Source organism: Alteromonas sp. CyTr2, from assembly GCF_947311905.1.
Taxonomy (GTDB): domain Bacteria; phylum Pseudomonadota; class Gammaproteobacteria; order Enterobacterales; family Alteromonadaceae; genus Alteromonas; species Alteromonas macleodii.
Genome location: NZ_CAMZMZ010000022.1, coordinates 39,604 through 53,025 on the forward strand (window position 1 = coordinate 39,604; position 13,422 = coordinate 53,025).

Genomic DNA, 13,422 nt, shown 5'->3' on the forward strand with positions numbered 1-13,422 from the left:
ACTTAGTTACCTACGCCCGATGCAATGGTAGGTTCATAGCCCCATTCAATTAAGCTGTGCTGCACCCCTTGCGACATTAAATACTGTACGAACAGGCTGGGTGATGACACTCCATTAGCGTCACTCAAACGAAATGCTCTGGTTGGCTCAACGTTGTCGTTGTGAATAGGCTCATCAACTGGCGCTGCCGCATTTTTAATTGGAAGTGGTTCGAACAGATTCGGAGATAATGTAGCTACCGTTTTACTATTAACCACCAACGACTGAATGATGGGTTGATACAAGGTTTCAGGTACTGGGACGATAACCGTAACAGCATCGGCGCTTTTGGTATTCACAACACTGTTAAAATTAGAAGGCAAATTAGAGGATAAGTCTGCGGGCAAATCTAAGGCCAATGAGTACGCAACGAACGCCCCTTTCACGCTGCCGGTGGTATAAAACTGCAAGGTTTGTAGCACGTTTTTACCCATCACTCTGTGAGGTAAAAACTGTTGCCATAAGGATAAGTTTTGCAACGTCTGTTGCGCAGCATCACCATAGGGGGCCAGTTTAGGATTTGCGATAGCTACCTTGTTTTGTGGATTTTCCATTAATTGTACAAGCTGCTTCGACAAGCAATCGGTAAGCTGAACGTTTATTTGTGCAGTGACGTCTCCAGTAGATGAGCGCGCGATTTGCTCGCAATTCCTTTTACCGGATGTTTCATGTGATGCCTCACTTGATAAGTCGCCAGCATAGACAAACGCAAGCTTGCCTTTAGCGTAATCCACCAGATTGCCGTGGTGAACTACGTTGTTATCAACCAACGCTTGCGGCCGAGCGCGATCTGCAGATAGAAAAACGTCGAAGCTAGCACCATGTTGAATTTGCGCATACAAAGTACCGCTAGAAGATACCGTTACCGCGACTTCTATGCCGGTTAGCTCAGTAAACTGCTCGGCAATACTCTTTAGCGGTTTTGCAAAGTTTGCCGCAACGGCTACGTTAATTTTTTCGTCGCGCTTGAAATTTACTGACTGGTTTTGTTTTTCGGCACTAATAACGCTCCCTTCATTTACATTATTATTTGCCGCTTCAAAACTGCTTGCATGTGCCACAGAACTTGAAAAAGCTGTAACGCCTAGGGCTACACTTGCACTTACCAAAATAAGCATGGCCAAGTTAACAAAGCTTGAAAGTCGCATTGCTAAAGAACAAACCATTACTTTTTGCGCATCCACTTAAGTGCCGCTTTATCGTCAGATGCTTTTGCCGCAACCCATTCAGATTTATCGCCCTTAAATTCTTTTTTCCAAAGCGGTACCGACTGTTTAAGCATGTCCATTAAGTAGCAGGCAGCGTCAAACGCCGCCTGGCGGTGGGGAGCGGCGGCACCTACCCATACAATTTGTTCGTTGTTGTGTATGCGCCCTACTCTGTGCAGTGCGCCAGCACTGTTAAGTGAAAAGCGTTCGCTCGCTTGTTCAACCAGAAGCATTAACGCTTTTTCAGTCATGCCCGGGTAATGCTCTAATTCGATGCCGTCTATATCGCCAGCGTTATTAAAGTCTCGCACTAGCCCAGTAAAAGTAACAATCGCGCCGGTGTTGCCGCAGGCCTTCTCATCTGCCGACTGCTTTAGCCTAGCGTACAGCTCGCCTTGGTCGAAATCTTCAACTTGAACTAGCGCGAACATAGCTAGCCCCCTGTCACAGGTGGAAATAGCGCCAGCTCATCGCCGTCGCTAAGTACTGTTTGGAGATCGCAAAGCTCTTGATTACAGGCAGTAAGCACACTGCCCTCTAGGGCTAATGCCCACTTGTCACTACGCGTTTTAAGCTGCGATATCACGGTCTCAATAGTGCTGCTCTCGCTTATATGGAGCGCGATATTGTCCTCTCCAGTAATCTCTCGGGTTTGTGCGAATGTTTTTACCGTTACCTGCATGCTTTGCCTGTTATCTACGTTGTTAAGGTTGCTTTGTGCGCGCTAATTAATCTTTCCAAGCCTCGGAAATACGTTGAGCCTAAAATGCGTTGCTTTTTGAGTGCGTGTACGCTTTATGCACGTCATTGTCTAGCTCACTGGCCTTTCACTGGCCTTTGTGAAAACTAGGTGTCGGACCGCCAGTGGCCTGTCTTACCGCCTTTTTTCTCCAGTACCCGCACCCCTTCCATATGCATGCCAGGGTCGATGGCTTTGCACATATCAAACAAGGTTAATAGCGCCACATTTACACCCGTGAGCGCTTCCATTTCAACGCCGGTTTTACCGCTTAGCTTACAATAGCAGATGGCTTGAATTCGGTTTTGGTCGGCCTGAATGTCAAAGTTTATATCCACCTTTGACAATGCCAATGGGTGACAAAGAGGAATAAGATCGGCGCAGCGTTTCGCCCCTTGAATACCCGCTACACGGGCAACTGCAAATACATCACCTTTTGCAATTTTTGATTCAGAGATTTGGCGAATAACGTCTTCGCTTACGTATAAAAAACCTTCTGCTGTGGCTTCTCGCTTGGTAACGTCTTTGTCGCTAACGTCGACCATATTGGCTTCACCGCCAGCGTTTAAATGGCTAAAGGTACTCATGCTTCTACCAAATGCTTTACGAAATTACACGGTCTAAAGTCGGCATCAAGTTGGCTAGAAATAATTTTTTCCCACGCCGTACGACACGCGCCTGTTGAACCTGGCAGGCAGAAAATAACCGTATTATTAGCAAAGCCCGCTACTGCGCGAGACTGAATGGTTGATGTACCAATCTCTTCATAGCTAATTTGGCGAAATAGCTCGCCAAAGCCGTCAACTTCTTTGTCGAACAATACACTGATGGCCTCTGGCGTTGAGTCGCGGTGGGTGAAACCTGTACCACCGGTAATTAATACGGCGTGAATGTTTTTATCGGCAATCCACTTCGACACCACGGCGCGCTGTTGATAAATATCGTCTTTCACCAAGTCGCGATCATAAAGGTTATGGCCAACCGAGGTAAGCGCCTCTTTCAAGTAGTCTCCCGACTTGTCGTTTTCGAGGGTGCGCGTATCTGAAATAGTGAGTACGGCAATATTAAGGGGTTGGCTGACAACTGACATATGAAATCCTAATTTGATATGCGACATTTTGGCGGTTTTTGATAAAGTACCAGCCAAAATACTATTTGGTAATCACTTTATAAGGGTGCATGCCATGAATTCAACAACTAAGTTGGCATAAACTATGTCTAAAAGCCTAACTAATCAGCAGGCTATGCGTTATAACCGCCACATTGTGCTTCCCAAAGTGGACCTAGACGGTCAAGAAGCGCTGCTAAACGCCAATATTTGTATCATTGGTATTGGCGGGCTTGGCACCGCGGCCGCCACTAACCTTTGCGCCAGTGGCGTGGGCTCTCTTACACTTATCGACCACGACACTGTTGAGGCCACCAACCTGCCAAGGCAAACCTTGTTTAGCGAACAAGATGTAGGAATAAGTAAAGTAGAGGCGGCTAAAGCGCGGCTTACTGCAATAAACAGTGACTGCGACATTACCGTAATGGCAGAACCGTTTTCGGCGCCCAGCTCTACTCAGCTTTCACCAGCATTAAAACAAGCCATAGAGCGAGCTGACGTTGTGCTAGATTGCACCGACAATACAGACTCACGAGATTTAATAAACCTATTTTGTTTTAAACTAAATACTCCGCTAGTATCGGGCGCAGCCATTCGCTTTGAAGGCCAGCTTTTCGTTGCTATACCCGGTGAGAGCCGCTGCTATGCATGCTTACGAACGCTATTTGAATCATCCGATTTAAGCTGTGTTGAGGCAGGTATATTCTCGCCAGTAGTAAATATTGTTGGTACTTACCAAGCAATGCTAGCTATGCAAGTATTGATGGATTTCGATAATATTCCTAAAAACACGTTAATGACGTTTGATGCTCTGTCGCACGAGTGGCGAAACTGGAAGTTACCTAAAGGCGTAGATTGCGAGCTATGTGCTTGTTAAGTTTAGGTGCATTTGCGGCATGAATTCTAAAAACGTGGTTAAAAGCAACAGACTAAAACAAAGAACAAGACAGAAAATAGGTTGATTTAAATGACAACCCAAGTAGTGAAAAAACACATGGTAGTGGCGCAAAACGCGTCTGGACGTAACATGAACGTGCCAATTTATCGAATGAAGGGCGCGCGCCCTGGCCCCACCGTGTATATTCAAAGTTCTATTCACGGCGCTGAAGTGCAAGGCAACGTGGTTATTTACCATCTCATTCAGCGCTTAAAAGACATGGATATTTGCGGCGAAATTATCCTAGTGCCCAACTGTAACCCCATTGGTACTAACATTAAAGCCGGTGAGTACACATTAGGCCGGTTCGATCCTGTGAACGGTACAAACTGGAACCGCGGCTACTTCTTCGATAAAGATGCAGTTGAACATTTCGCCAAAACAGTCACCCGCGAAGAGTCAATTGAAGGCATAAAACAACGTTTTCGTGCTCACTTGTCTAACGCTATAGACAACAAATTGGCTGAACCATGGGGTTTAGGCTTGGCACAGCAGTTAAACCTAAAGCTACAGCAAATGGCGGTCAACGCCGATTTCGTGTTAGATCTCCACAACGGCCCGGTGTCTACCCGCCACGTTTATATTCCCGAATACGCCAAAGACAGCGCCAAGCTATTTAACATTCCTCACTGTATTTTTATTCCAAACGTATTTGCGGGGGCGTTGGACGAAGCGACGTTCTGCCCATGGTGGACACTGCAAGAAAGCATAAAAACTAATTTAGCGCGTGAGGTAAGCTTTAACGTTGAAGCGTTTACGCTTGAAATGGGTAGCCAAGAAGTTATCGACTTTAACGAAGGTAATATAGACGCCACCAGTATTCTTAGCTACTTAAACGCCAAAGGCGTATTGCACGAATGCGATATTAAACCGACAGAAATGAAGCGTTTAGGCGTGTATTTAAAAGACTATAAAACCCTGTTTACTAACTGGGGCGGCATGGTGGAGTACATGGCGAAACCAGGCCAAACGGTGAAGAAAGGCGAACCACTGGCGCAAATTTTAAATATTGACGACCTGGATACCGACAACGGCAGCAGGACCTTAGAAGCGCCTTGCGATTTGATCCCTATTCTGCACTTCCCGTCGGCTTCGGTGTTAAGTGGTACACAGTTGTATAAGGTGTTTACGAATTATAAGGAGTTGTAGATTTTTGTACGCAAGTTGATGGAGTAAAACTTTATTACAACATGGTTGATTAGGGTATGTAGATACGGCTCACACAAGCTGCTGGTTTATTTTTTTAATTAATTCCTGCCGTTCAATACATTAAATTTAACGGCAGAAGAGTGCCTTAAACTGCCCATCGCACAAAGGCACTTCGATGACTGCAATGAACGTAAAGCAGACATTGGATATTTCTAACTCGCGAGACCGCTTCAGACGACTTGCAGACGGTCAGTTTCATGGCGCTGGATTTCTGCCATTGGTCAAATGCGGTCATTTTGATTAGAGGGTGATTTTTCATGACACAATCTCCGAAACGGAACCTACTGCACGACACTATGCATTATCATCACTGTTAACGGCAACTCAAGCAACGCTAGGAGATGGCCTTTTCAGCGACTATATCATTCAACATTACTTCCATTTTGGCGCGTGAAGCACTAAAACACAGGAGCACTTGAACACACAAAAGATCAGATAGGGGCTTGTAAATATCTCATTGTAAATTTCAGTACCAAAGACCAATTCAATTACCTATTTTGACATCAACTGCGTTACTGATTTCTAAAAAGTCCCCTTTGACTCACGTGCAATTAGCCTTAATTTGAGCTGGAACATTGGGTAGTACATAGCGTTAGTATTTCTTATACTCTGTCTGTGCCAGAAACGGGAACTGCTTGGCTCTTTATTTTTGGGGAAATAAGGGGCGGTATTAAGCTTGTGCAAATAATGATTCGTGTTATTAAGGACAATTTATGTTTCAAAAATTTAGAATAAAAGCGGCTATAAATCGTTTGATAGAAGAACGACTCTACGAGATTGTGGCAGGTGAAATTGCGAAAGGAGACATAAGGCAAGGGCTATGGGCTAAAGCCTTTAGTCAATCTAGTGGTGACGAGCAGGCAGCTAAAAGTAAGTATATTGAGTTAAGAGTTGACTCACTTAGAGATGAATCAACATTAATACACGCCTTAATTGAAGAATTTGAAGGTAACGGGAATACAGTTGAAACTGAGTTTGAGCAAACTACAGAAGATATTATTTTACAGAACCCAGAACCTAGTGAGGTAGAAGAGAAAAGCGCCAAGGATGAGTATCAGAACAAGCTAGCTGAAGAGAGAGAGGCGCACAGGAAGAAACTAGCTTTTAAATTGTTCCAGAAGGAAAAGAGAGATAGAGGTACTTCCTAGGCAACTTCAAAGAACTTGTAGATTTTGCTAGCCTGTTTTTATGTCTATGAATTGATGGATTGTATTAATACGGGTTGTTGTTGCTTACCTGTGATCTGAGACTCTCATTTGTAGGTTTAGAAATCATTTGACGTGCTGCTTTAGACAAGGAGCGGACATTCAACTTTAAGCTAAGGGGCGCTGGCATGTGGGCTATAATGCGAAGCAGCCCACGTGTATGCGTTCCAGCCTGCGCTAGCAGGCGACTTAATTTTTTTGTTATACGCGCCACTTTGATAACTCCTTGAACGCTCTTTCATTTTCTTTGTTTAATTTAGCGTAATTTGAGTGTTTGAAAAACTTAGGGCCAATATATCCATCCTCGTGGGTGAATGCGATTGACCACGCTAAATTTTTAGGAAAAACATGGAAGTCTTTAAGCCCTGCATTTCCGGCAGGCTTTTGAGTTGAGACATAAATTTCTTTTTCATTTTCACCAAAGTTATCCGACATGAGGTAATAGCTAGATGCAAAATGTTTCTCGAATTCTGCTGTTGCATCCGCATTCTGGTTGTCGCTATGAATTCCATCCCATAGATAAGACTTACCACCTATAATCCCTTTGAAAGAGGTCCGGTGGGTACAAAAAACTCTGAGCCAATTTTGCGCGACTTTTAACGCAGCTTCATCCTTGAGGATCTTGTAATCAGAGAGTCCTATTTCATCTGCCAAATTCATAATGTTACTCGCGCGTATAACTTTTAAATAAGGGGCGCAGGCATGTGGGGCATAATGGCGAAGCCGCCCTGCGTGTATGCGTCCCAACGAACGAAGTGAGTGACTTAATTTTCTTGTTAGGTGCGATTTTATTTTATGTACAAAGAAACAAAAACGTAAAAAGACAAGATAAGTATATTTACTATTATTGGAGCAGCTATAAACCACCATATAGCTAACCATCTTTTAACTTTAAAATTTGTAGCTACAGCTTTATAACTTGCGATTAGAGACCAAACAACAAAAACCATAGCTACAAGTGAAAATATATAATCTTCACTATAGAAGCTTAAATAATCTTTATAACAAATAGTTACAATAAGCATTCCTATTGCAACTGGTAAGGCGTATACCATATTAGAAATAACGTAAATAGAGCGTCCTAGTTCTCGATTGAACTGACCAGCACCACACCACTTTATTCGTAAGTTATAAAACCAACCGCCGATCCACCATATTAACCATGCAAAGAGAAGACCGATAACCAAAGATACAGACCATAATACAAACCAGCTAGTAACTATTGTGTTTAATAGAGCCTCTTTAGATTCTGGTACATTAACCATATCGTAGCGAATTACTTTTTGCTCTATCCTTTCAAAGACGACAATGACACTATAAAAAGCCGTAGCCAAAAAGATGAGCCAACGATTTTGAAGTAAGTTTGTATCTGAAAAGAATTGTGAGGGTCTAAAATATAGACGGTAAAATTGATTGAAAATTGATGTCATTTAAAATCCGTTTTTGAAAAAACACAATAGATTGAACATGTGTTTGAGCACCTAACACTCGCATAACGAGCAAAAACACGTGGGCTAAAATAGAAACGAAGTGACGCAGCCCATGTGTTTGCGTCCCAGCGAGCGAAGCGAGTGACTTTAGTGTTTTGTTAGTTGTCTAGCCGAAAATATTAGCATATGTCACATATAGCCCAAACGCGATATAGCCTAAAGATATGATGGCGTTGAGAAACCAAATAAAGTGCCAAAACAAACCTGTAAAGTTGAAAGTCTTTCGTATTTTAGGGCTTAGTAGCGCAACTGTCGAAGTGATAGAGCCCAAAGCTGAGCAACAAAATAGTGGAAGCACTATAAACATTAATAAGAGGCCAGCAGCACCTGCAGATGCCCCGCTTGAGTCAGGTTCTATTGGAGCTAAGATCCAATACGAAAAGCAGACCGATATAAATAAAGATAATAAACTAAGTAATTGAAGGCTTCTCATATGGCCCTTGGCAACTAACTTTTAAATAAGGGGCGCTGGCACGTAGGGCATAATAGCGAAGCGGCCCTGCGTGTTAGCGTCCCAGCGAACGAAGTGAGCGAGTTTATTGAGTTGTTAGGTGGCATTGTTTCCCCGAAGATATACACCAATATGTTCGCCCGAATACTTATGGTTTTTAAAGTTACCACGTTTGACAATTGGAATAGAGCCTAAAGTATTGGTTATTTGTTGTTGAAGTTCTGGAGTGCTGAACTTTGAATTTTTTGGAACAACTATAAGTGGCGTAAACATGTGGGCTAAAATCCGAGCGAAGTGAGCAGCCCACATGTTTGCGTCCCAGCCCGCGTAGCGGGCGAACTTAATTTTTTTGTTATATTTCAAACCTATGAAGCATAAATGAATAGTTCTTTTTTAATGTAATTCGTTTTATCGCGTTGCGAGCTTTAGGCTGATATTCGCGCCAATCCCAATGATTGTCTATGAGAATAATTTTCGATATGCCAAATCGCTCTAAATCATCTAAGCTGTAATCCCATCCTATTAAATCTTTGCCAAAAAGAGATTTTAATTTATCCCACATGGTCATTTCATTATGTCCGTACACAGTAATTAGATTGTCTACTCCTATTCTATGATAAAAAGCAGCTTCTCTTTTTCTCATTTTGGGTAAATAGCTAGAATAAAATGATTCGTCAGAATCTGTGGTATCCCACTGTTTCTGCCAAGCACTTCCGTGCCACATTAAAATTGTGTCTTTATGCAAGTATTTAATATTACCAGCGGGTAAAACATAGTTTGCACACGAGGATAAACAGAGATTTTTTATTTCGATATTTAGTTTATTGCTGTGTATCCACTCACCGAGATCCATCCCTGCACCAATTTCTCCACCTGAACTTGAAATAATAAGTTTTTTTGGCTTTTCCTTCGACTTTTCAAATGCTTGAAAAATCGTTAAGTTCGAAGACTTAGTTATTGACCCTTCGTATACTAAAACGTCATTTTGGATGCCAACAAAGAAATTGCTTTCTACATCATTTTTTTTAGCGCCCAACGACGTGCAGGCTACACTCCCTAAAAGAACAAGAATAAAGAGGAATTTCATCTGACATCCACTTGAAACATAACTTTCCAATAACGGGCGCAGACATGTGGGGCATAATGGCGAAGCCGCCCCGCGTGTATGCGTCCCAGCGAACGCAGTGAGTGTGTTGATTGGGTTGTTAGATGCCACTTGGTTTCATATTTTGAAAGATCGTTGGAAAATACAAGAAATCGGTTTCTTGTTGAAAAGATGGCTTTTCTTTATTACCCAGTTTCGTGCGCCAACCATCGTGTAGCATAAGCCCTGACCAATCCGGTTTGTGCGAGAGTATTTGAGCCCTGATAGCATCTGCAACAAGCTCTAAACTTCCCTCGATATCTTCCCATTTGTTTTTCTTTTCGTGAGTATAGCGCCAGTGGATAAATGAATTGTTATGTGACTTTAATGTTTGGTGTACTGTTTTCTTAATGAAAACATTAGGAACAGGTGAGTTTTTAATTCTTTCAATAAGAATGTCTTGTAGCTCACCGTGTTTTTTCGTTATTGCGTTCTGGTCTTTACCATTCAAGCTTTGAAAAAGCTTAAGAATTTGGTGTGAGTCTTTAACGGGTTTATTTGTGAGCTTGCATAATGTCTTAAGGTATATTTCACAAAGCAATGCACCGATTACTAGTCTTGAGGGAAGCGCTGATAAATTAAACTCTGGCGATCGATTTCCACACTTACTCCACTCTATTTCCATCCAATTTATAGAATTTAAAACTTGTCGTATAGATTCAGCATTCTTGAAGCCATCAACGGGTTCAAAATCTATGTTTTTGCATTCCTTTGGCGAGTTCATAATATCCTCTGTGTTTAACCTGGCATCTAACATTTAAATGATACGGACCCTAAGAACCGCATAATAATTTTTATCATACTGGGCTAACTCCCGTCATCCCTTGCTGTAGTTGCGCTGGCATCGCTATTAATATTTTGCGAACCTATTTATATGCGAACCACGGTTCGCATATAAATGAATCACTATCATAATAGTACAGCTTTACGCCGCCAAGTCATACACTTAGGAGTTCGCAAAACATGGACCACAAAAAAAATACGAATCGCTGAGTCGGGACAGAACCTGCTTAACCGTATTTCCTTTGCCGTTAACAGGCTGGGATACAGCAAAAGGACAGAGCAAACCTACAGCTACTGGATAAAGTATTTTCTGAACTACAATCGCACTAAGCCTGCCCAAGGCCTCTGTACAGAAGATATAAACCGCTTTCTCCAACATATATCTAACCGCAATAAGTCACCCACGTCGGTAAATGCAGCCATCAATGCAATTAACTTTTTCTTTAAGCATGTTTTGGAACGGGAGATGGGCCAGCTTGATCCGATTCATCGCCCCAAGGCACCAAAAAATCTACCTGTTGTGTTCACGCATCAGGAAGCGATGAAAATACTGCGTGCGATGCACGGAACACAACGTCTTATGGCATCCTTACTCTACGGCTCAGGTCTTCGGATAAGTGAGTGCGTTCAACTGAGAGTGAAAGACGTGGATTTATCCCTGAGAACTCTTCATGTTAAGTGCGCTAAAGGAAAGAAAGACCGTGTCACGCTATTTCCTGAGAAGCTTATCAGGCCATTGTCTCAGCAATTACAATGGCGGAAGTCTCTGCACGACTATGACTTAAGTCTGGGCAAAGGATATGTTGAGCTACCTAATTCATTGAGGAAGAAATACCCCGCCGCGGAACAAGCACTGGGCTGGCAATACCTCTTCCCTTCAGCCATAGTAAGAATGGACAAAACCTTTAACGTCGAACGTCGCTGGTATACGTCAACTCGCACATCACAAAAGGCGGTAAAGAGAGCGATCCAGATTGCCGGAGTGCACAAACACGGCGGTTGCCACACATTTCGCCATACGTTTGCAACTGAGCTTTTACGCGCTGGATACGATATCAGAACTATTCAGGAGTTACTGGGGCATACATCTGTACAAACTACGCAGATATACACGCATGTTGTAAAACAGGGGCCTCATGAAGTGAGAAGCCCACTGGATTAAGTGGTGCTGGGGTGACGTATTTATTGTTACCCCAAGGTCCGTTTTACGTACAACGAGGCTGCACAAGCAGCCTCATACAGCTTAAACTTCAATAGATTCGGATATTTCCAACGCGTCGTCTACCTCGATGCCCAAACAACAGACGCTCAGTAACGCTAAGCTTTGGGGCGCAGGCACGGGGCTATAATCGCGAAGCGGCCCCGTGTTTGCGTCCCAGCGAACGAAATGAGTGACAATAGTGTTTTGTTAGGTTTTCCTTTCTCTAGGTTGCTTTACCCACAACCCTAAAGGCCTCAGGGTCAATCAATTTGGCTGATTTAGCTGTGACATTTAATGTGCCTTTACAACTTACAAACTCAGCTCTTTCATGTGCGTGAACTGCTTGCCAGTAATTTTCTAAAGGAAGCTGGATTACTACATTTTTTTCTATACCACGCACTAATGAACGGATAGTGATTTCACCATACTCGTCATCAACCAAATGAGTCATTTTGCTAACTAACCCAAAGGCTTCATACGACTCAATAACATAATTACCTTTGTAGAAAGCTGAAGCGACTTCTAAAGCTGGAACTTGTTCTGGTAAAAAATCGAACTTATTAGGCAAATCCTGCCTATCAAACTCAACTCCTGCTCGGCCAATAGTAATAGAAAACGATCTACTTTTAGCCATACCACTGAGACCAATCAAAGCATCACAAAGGTTGGCACTTACGCCATTTTTGATTATGGATTCAAACTCAAAAACGTTGGCAGTTTCTTTGTACGAATGCAAGCCTAGCTCCAAGGCAATTAAACTACGAGATAAGTTATTAGTTACCGCTCGAGTCACTGACATTTCATCTTGATCCATCTGAGAATCTGATAACTGTTCAACAGGTGCAATTAAATTGACAATAAAGCTGCCTACCTCTGTTTGTCCGAGGCGAAGATTCTTAATAAAGTCTTGAGCCTCTGCCCCCCTTTGCCCAGTAAAATAAGCTTTCTTCTTAAAGGTAGACATTGTTGTCGCAGCCAATAAATCACGAGACTTTTCAATTAATAGCACTCCGTCTTCGATTGGGATCGTTCCCTCGTTAACATCAGAATGTACCACTCGAATTTTGACGCTATCAGATAAGAAGTTATCGAGATCATTGAGGACGCTGCGGAAATCTCTACCCTCAAACTCTGCAATGGAATGAATGGCATCCATCATCCGTTGCTTGTACCCTTTTACGTCTTCGGAAGTGGGCTGTAACACTTCATAGTCGAAGGCATCGCCTTCTGGACGGTGCCAAATAATAGCTTGCCCAAAAAGTTCTCCATCTGCTACCCAGCCTTTTGATAGAAGGTACTTCTGTAGTGTTGAGGGTTGCATGTTTACGGATAAAGCATTCAGGTTAGTGGTATTCATGCCGCCACCCTCTTTTGACTTGCCATCTCCATCAGAGAATGCAGGCTAGAAGCTGTCAAAACATTTTTCCTTGGAACTCTAATAGTGACCGACGTTTCGTTAGTTGATGCTTCAAATCCTCGTAGGGAAGTCCAATAACAACAATGGCTCAGTTTCATGTGATCAACATCGTGAGAAAGCCATTCAGCAGCGTCATTTGGGACGACTAATATGAACAGATAACGTGGACAGAGAACATCCTCACCGCGCAAATCATCATAGTTTTTTAAAGGGAGTTGAAATGACAGAAACTCAGAGCAGCCACTGTTTTTTGAAGTACACTTTAGCTGAACATCAAGCTGTGGGTTTCGGACTGACGAGGAAAATCCTCTCCCCCGCAAAAGTAGATCAATGCTGTCATCATCCACATCTGGAATGGCTGACCTAAATCCGACCTGAGCCGCAATCGCGCTAACATAAGCCCTACTCAACAACTCTTTTCTTTGATTTATATCCATATTTTTTCGTTTCGCGCGGACGTGACCAGAAAATGTTACACCAATTACTACGAT

General features: G+C 42.9%; 16 protein-coding genes. 5 read left to right on the forward strand and 11 right to left on the reverse strand.

Annotated features, from left to right (window positions below; translation table 11 throughout):
* Positions 1 to 2: 2 nt before the first annotated feature.
* The 5 genes from modA to moaB form a co-directional block, all read right to left on the reverse strand.
* A complete protein-coding gene (gene modA, locus QME20_RS12580; RefSeq protein ID WP_187446786.1) occupies positions 3 to 1,223 on the reverse strand; it encodes a molybdate ABC transporter substrate-binding protein in 1,221 nt (406 codons plus the stop codon).
* Positions 1,205 to 1,678 carry a molybdenum cofactor biosynthesis protein MoaE gene (locus tag QME20_RS12585; RefSeq protein WP_014949772.1) on the reverse strand — a complete coding sequence of 158 codons (474 nt, stop codon included), beginning with the start codon at positions 1,676 to 1,678 and terminating at the stop codon, positions 1,205 to 1,207. Before QME20_RS12585 ends, modA begins: the two co-directional genes overlap by 19 nt.
* Positions 1,679 to 1,680: 2 nt before the next feature.
* On the reverse strand, positions 1,681 to 1,929 hold the full coding sequence (locus QME20_RS12590) for a MoaD family protein (RefSeq protein WP_061095255.1): 249 nt from the start codon (positions 1,927 to 1,929) through the stop codon (positions 1,681 to 1,683).
* Positions 1,930 to 2,093: 164 nt separating this feature from the next.
* Complete coding sequence (gene moaC / locus QME20_RS12595; protein WP_187446785.1) at positions 2,094 to 2,573, reverse strand: cyclic pyranopterin monophosphate synthase MoaC; 480 nt, start codon at positions 2,571 to 2,573, stop codon at positions 2,094 to 2,096.
* Complete coding sequence (moaB, locus tag QME20_RS12600) at positions 2,570 to 3,076, reverse strand: molybdenum cofactor biosynthesis protein B (protein WP_014949775.1); 507 nt, start codon at positions 3,074 to 3,076, stop codon at positions 2,570 to 2,572. The genes moaC and moaB overlap by 4 nt, the downstream gene beginning before the upstream one ends.
* A 124-nt stretch (positions 3,077 to 3,200) precedes the next feature.
* Here moaB and QME20_RS12605 point away from each other — a divergent pair, with 124 nt between their 5' ends.
* The 4 genes from QME20_RS12605 to QME20_RS12620 all read left to right on the forward strand — a co-directional run bounded on the left by QME20_RS12605 (position 3,201) and on the right by QME20_RS12620 (position 6,388).
* Positions 3,201 to 3,971: a HesA/MoeB/ThiF family protein gene (locus tag QME20_RS12605; protein ID WP_281716016.1), complete on the forward strand. Its 771-nt coding sequence runs from the start codon at positions 3,201 to 3,203 to the stop codon at positions 3,969 to 3,971.
* Between the two features lie 90 nt (positions 3,972 to 4,061).
* A complete protein-coding gene (locus QME20_RS12610) occupies positions 4,062 to 5,180 on the forward strand; it encodes a succinylglutamate desuccinylase/aspartoacylase family protein (RefSeq protein WP_014949777.1) in 1,119 nt (372 codons plus the stop codon).
* Between the two features lie 175 nt (positions 5,181 to 5,355).
* Entirely contained in the window at positions 5,356 to 5,484 is a 129-nt protein-coding gene (locus tag QME20_RS12615) for a hypothetical protein (RefSeq protein WP_275445538.1), read from the forward strand.
* 469 nt (positions 5,485 to 5,953) lie between these two features.
* Positions 5,954 to 6,388: a hypothetical protein gene (locus QME20_RS12620; protein ID WP_278343490.1), complete on the forward strand. Its 435-nt coding sequence runs from the start codon at positions 5,954 to 5,956 to the stop codon at positions 6,386 to 6,388.
* A gap of 258 nt (positions 6,389 to 6,646) precedes the next feature.
* Here the strand turns inward: QME20_RS12620 and QME20_RS12625 are convergent, their stop codons facing one another.
* The 4 genes from QME20_RS12625 to QME20_RS12640 all read right to left on the reverse strand — a co-directional run bounded on the left by QME20_RS12625 (position 6,647) and on the right by QME20_RS12640 (position 10,254).
* Entirely contained in the window at positions 6,647 to 7,105 is a 459-nt protein-coding gene (locus tag QME20_RS12625; RefSeq protein WP_168534038.1) for a hypothetical protein, read from the reverse strand.
* 128 nt (positions 7,106 to 7,233) lie between these two features.
* On the reverse strand, positions 7,234 to 7,875 hold the full coding sequence (locus QME20_RS12630; RefSeq protein WP_168534036.1) for a YIP1 family protein: 642 nt from the start codon (positions 7,873 to 7,875) through the stop codon (positions 7,234 to 7,236).
* Positions 7,876 to 8,738: 863 nt separating this feature from the next.
* Entirely contained in the window at positions 8,739 to 9,473 is a 735-nt protein-coding gene (locus tag QME20_RS12635; protein WP_281716017.1) for a hypothetical protein, read from the reverse strand.
* Between the two features lie 118 nt (positions 9,474 to 9,591).
* Positions 9,592 to 10,254, reverse strand: coding sequence for a hypothetical protein (locus QME20_RS12640; RefSeq protein WP_281716018.1), 663 nt, complete (start codon positions 10,252 to 10,254; stop codon positions 9,592 to 9,594).
* Positions 10,255 to 10,428: 174 nt separating this feature from the next.
* Here QME20_RS12640 and QME20_RS12645 point away from each other — a divergent pair, with 174 nt between their 5' ends.
* Positions 10,429 to 11,475: an integron integrase gene (locus tag QME20_RS12645; RefSeq protein WP_281716019.1), complete on the forward strand. Its 1,047-nt coding sequence runs from the start codon at positions 10,429 to 10,431 to the stop codon at positions 11,473 to 11,475.
* A 262-nt stretch (positions 11,476 to 11,737) separates the two neighbouring features.
* On the opposite strand, the gene QME20_RS12650 is transcribed toward QME20_RS12645, so the two are convergent.
* Together QME20_RS12650 and QME20_RS12655 are read right to left on the reverse strand one after the other, a co-directional pair.
* The gene (locus QME20_RS12650; RefSeq protein ID WP_281716020.1) at positions 11,738 to 12,871 is read right to left on the reverse strand and encodes a hypothetical protein; all 1,134 of its coding nucleotides are present in this window, start codon (positions 12,869 to 12,871) and stop codon (positions 11,738 to 11,740) included.
* The gene (locus tag QME20_RS12655; RefSeq protein WP_168534384.1) at positions 12,868 to 13,368 is read right to left on the reverse strand and encodes a DUF4365 domain-containing protein; all 501 of its coding nucleotides are present in this window, start codon (positions 13,366 to 13,368) and stop codon (positions 12,868 to 12,870) included. Before QME20_RS12655 ends, QME20_RS12650 begins: the two co-directional genes overlap by 4 nt.
* Positions 13,369 to 13,422: the final 54 nt, after the last annotated feature.

Coding starts and splice junctions, on each gene's coding strand:
- QME20_RS12585 (WP_014949772.1), bottom strand. CDS start 1,678: ATGTTCGCGCTAGTTCAAGTTGAAGATTTCGACCAAGGCGAGCTGTAC.
- QME20_RS12590 (WP_061095255.1), bottom strand. CDS start 1,929: ATGCAGGTAACGGTAAAAACATTCGCACAAACCCGAGAGATTACTGGA.
- moaC (WP_187446785.1), bottom strand. CDS start 2,573: ATGAGTACCTTTAGCCATTTAAACGCTGGCGGTGAAGCCAATATGGTC.
- moaB (WP_014949775.1), bottom strand. CDS start 3,076: ATGTCAGTTGTCAGCCAACCCCTTAATATTGCCGTACTCACTATTTCA.
- QME20_RS12605 (WP_281716016.1), top strand. CDS start 3,201: ATGTCTAAAAGCCTAACTAATCAGCAGGCTATGCGTTATAACCGCCAC.
- QME20_RS12610 (WP_014949777.1), top strand. CDS start 4,062: ATGACAACCCAAGTAGTGAAAAAACACATGGTAGTGGCGCAAAACGCG.
- QME20_RS12615 (WP_275445538.1), top strand. CDS start 5,356: ATGACTGCAATGAACGTAAAGCAGACATTGGATATTTCTAACTCGCGA.
- QME20_RS12620 (WP_278343490.1), top strand. CDS start 5,954: ATGTTTCAAAAATTTAGAATAAAAGCGGCTATAAATCGTTTGATAGAA.
- QME20_RS12625 (WP_168534038.1), bottom strand. CDS start 7,105: ATGAATTTGGCAGATGAAATAGGACTCTCTGATTACAAGATCCTCAAG.
- QME20_RS12630 (WP_168534036.1), bottom strand. CDS start 7,875: ATGACATCAATTTTCAATCAATTTTACCGTCTATATTTTAGACCCTCA.
- QME20_RS12635 (WP_281716017.1), bottom strand. CDS start 9,473: ATGAAATTCCTCTTTATTCTTGTTCTTTTAGGGAGTGTAGCCTGCACG.
- QME20_RS12640 (WP_281716018.1), bottom strand. CDS start 10,254: ATGAACTCGCCAAAGGAATGCAAAAACATAGATTTTGAACCCGTTGAT.
- QME20_RS12645 (WP_281716019.1), top strand. CDS start 10,429: ATGAATCACTATCATAATAGTACAGCTTTACGCCGCCAAGTCATACAC.
- QME20_RS12650 (WP_281716020.1), bottom strand. CDS start 12,871: ATGAATACCACTAACCTGAATGCTTTATCCGTAAACATGCAACCCTCA.
- QME20_RS12655 (WP_168534384.1), bottom strand. CDS start 13,368: ATGGATATAAATCAAAGAAAAGAGTTGTTGAGTAGGGCTTATGTTAGC.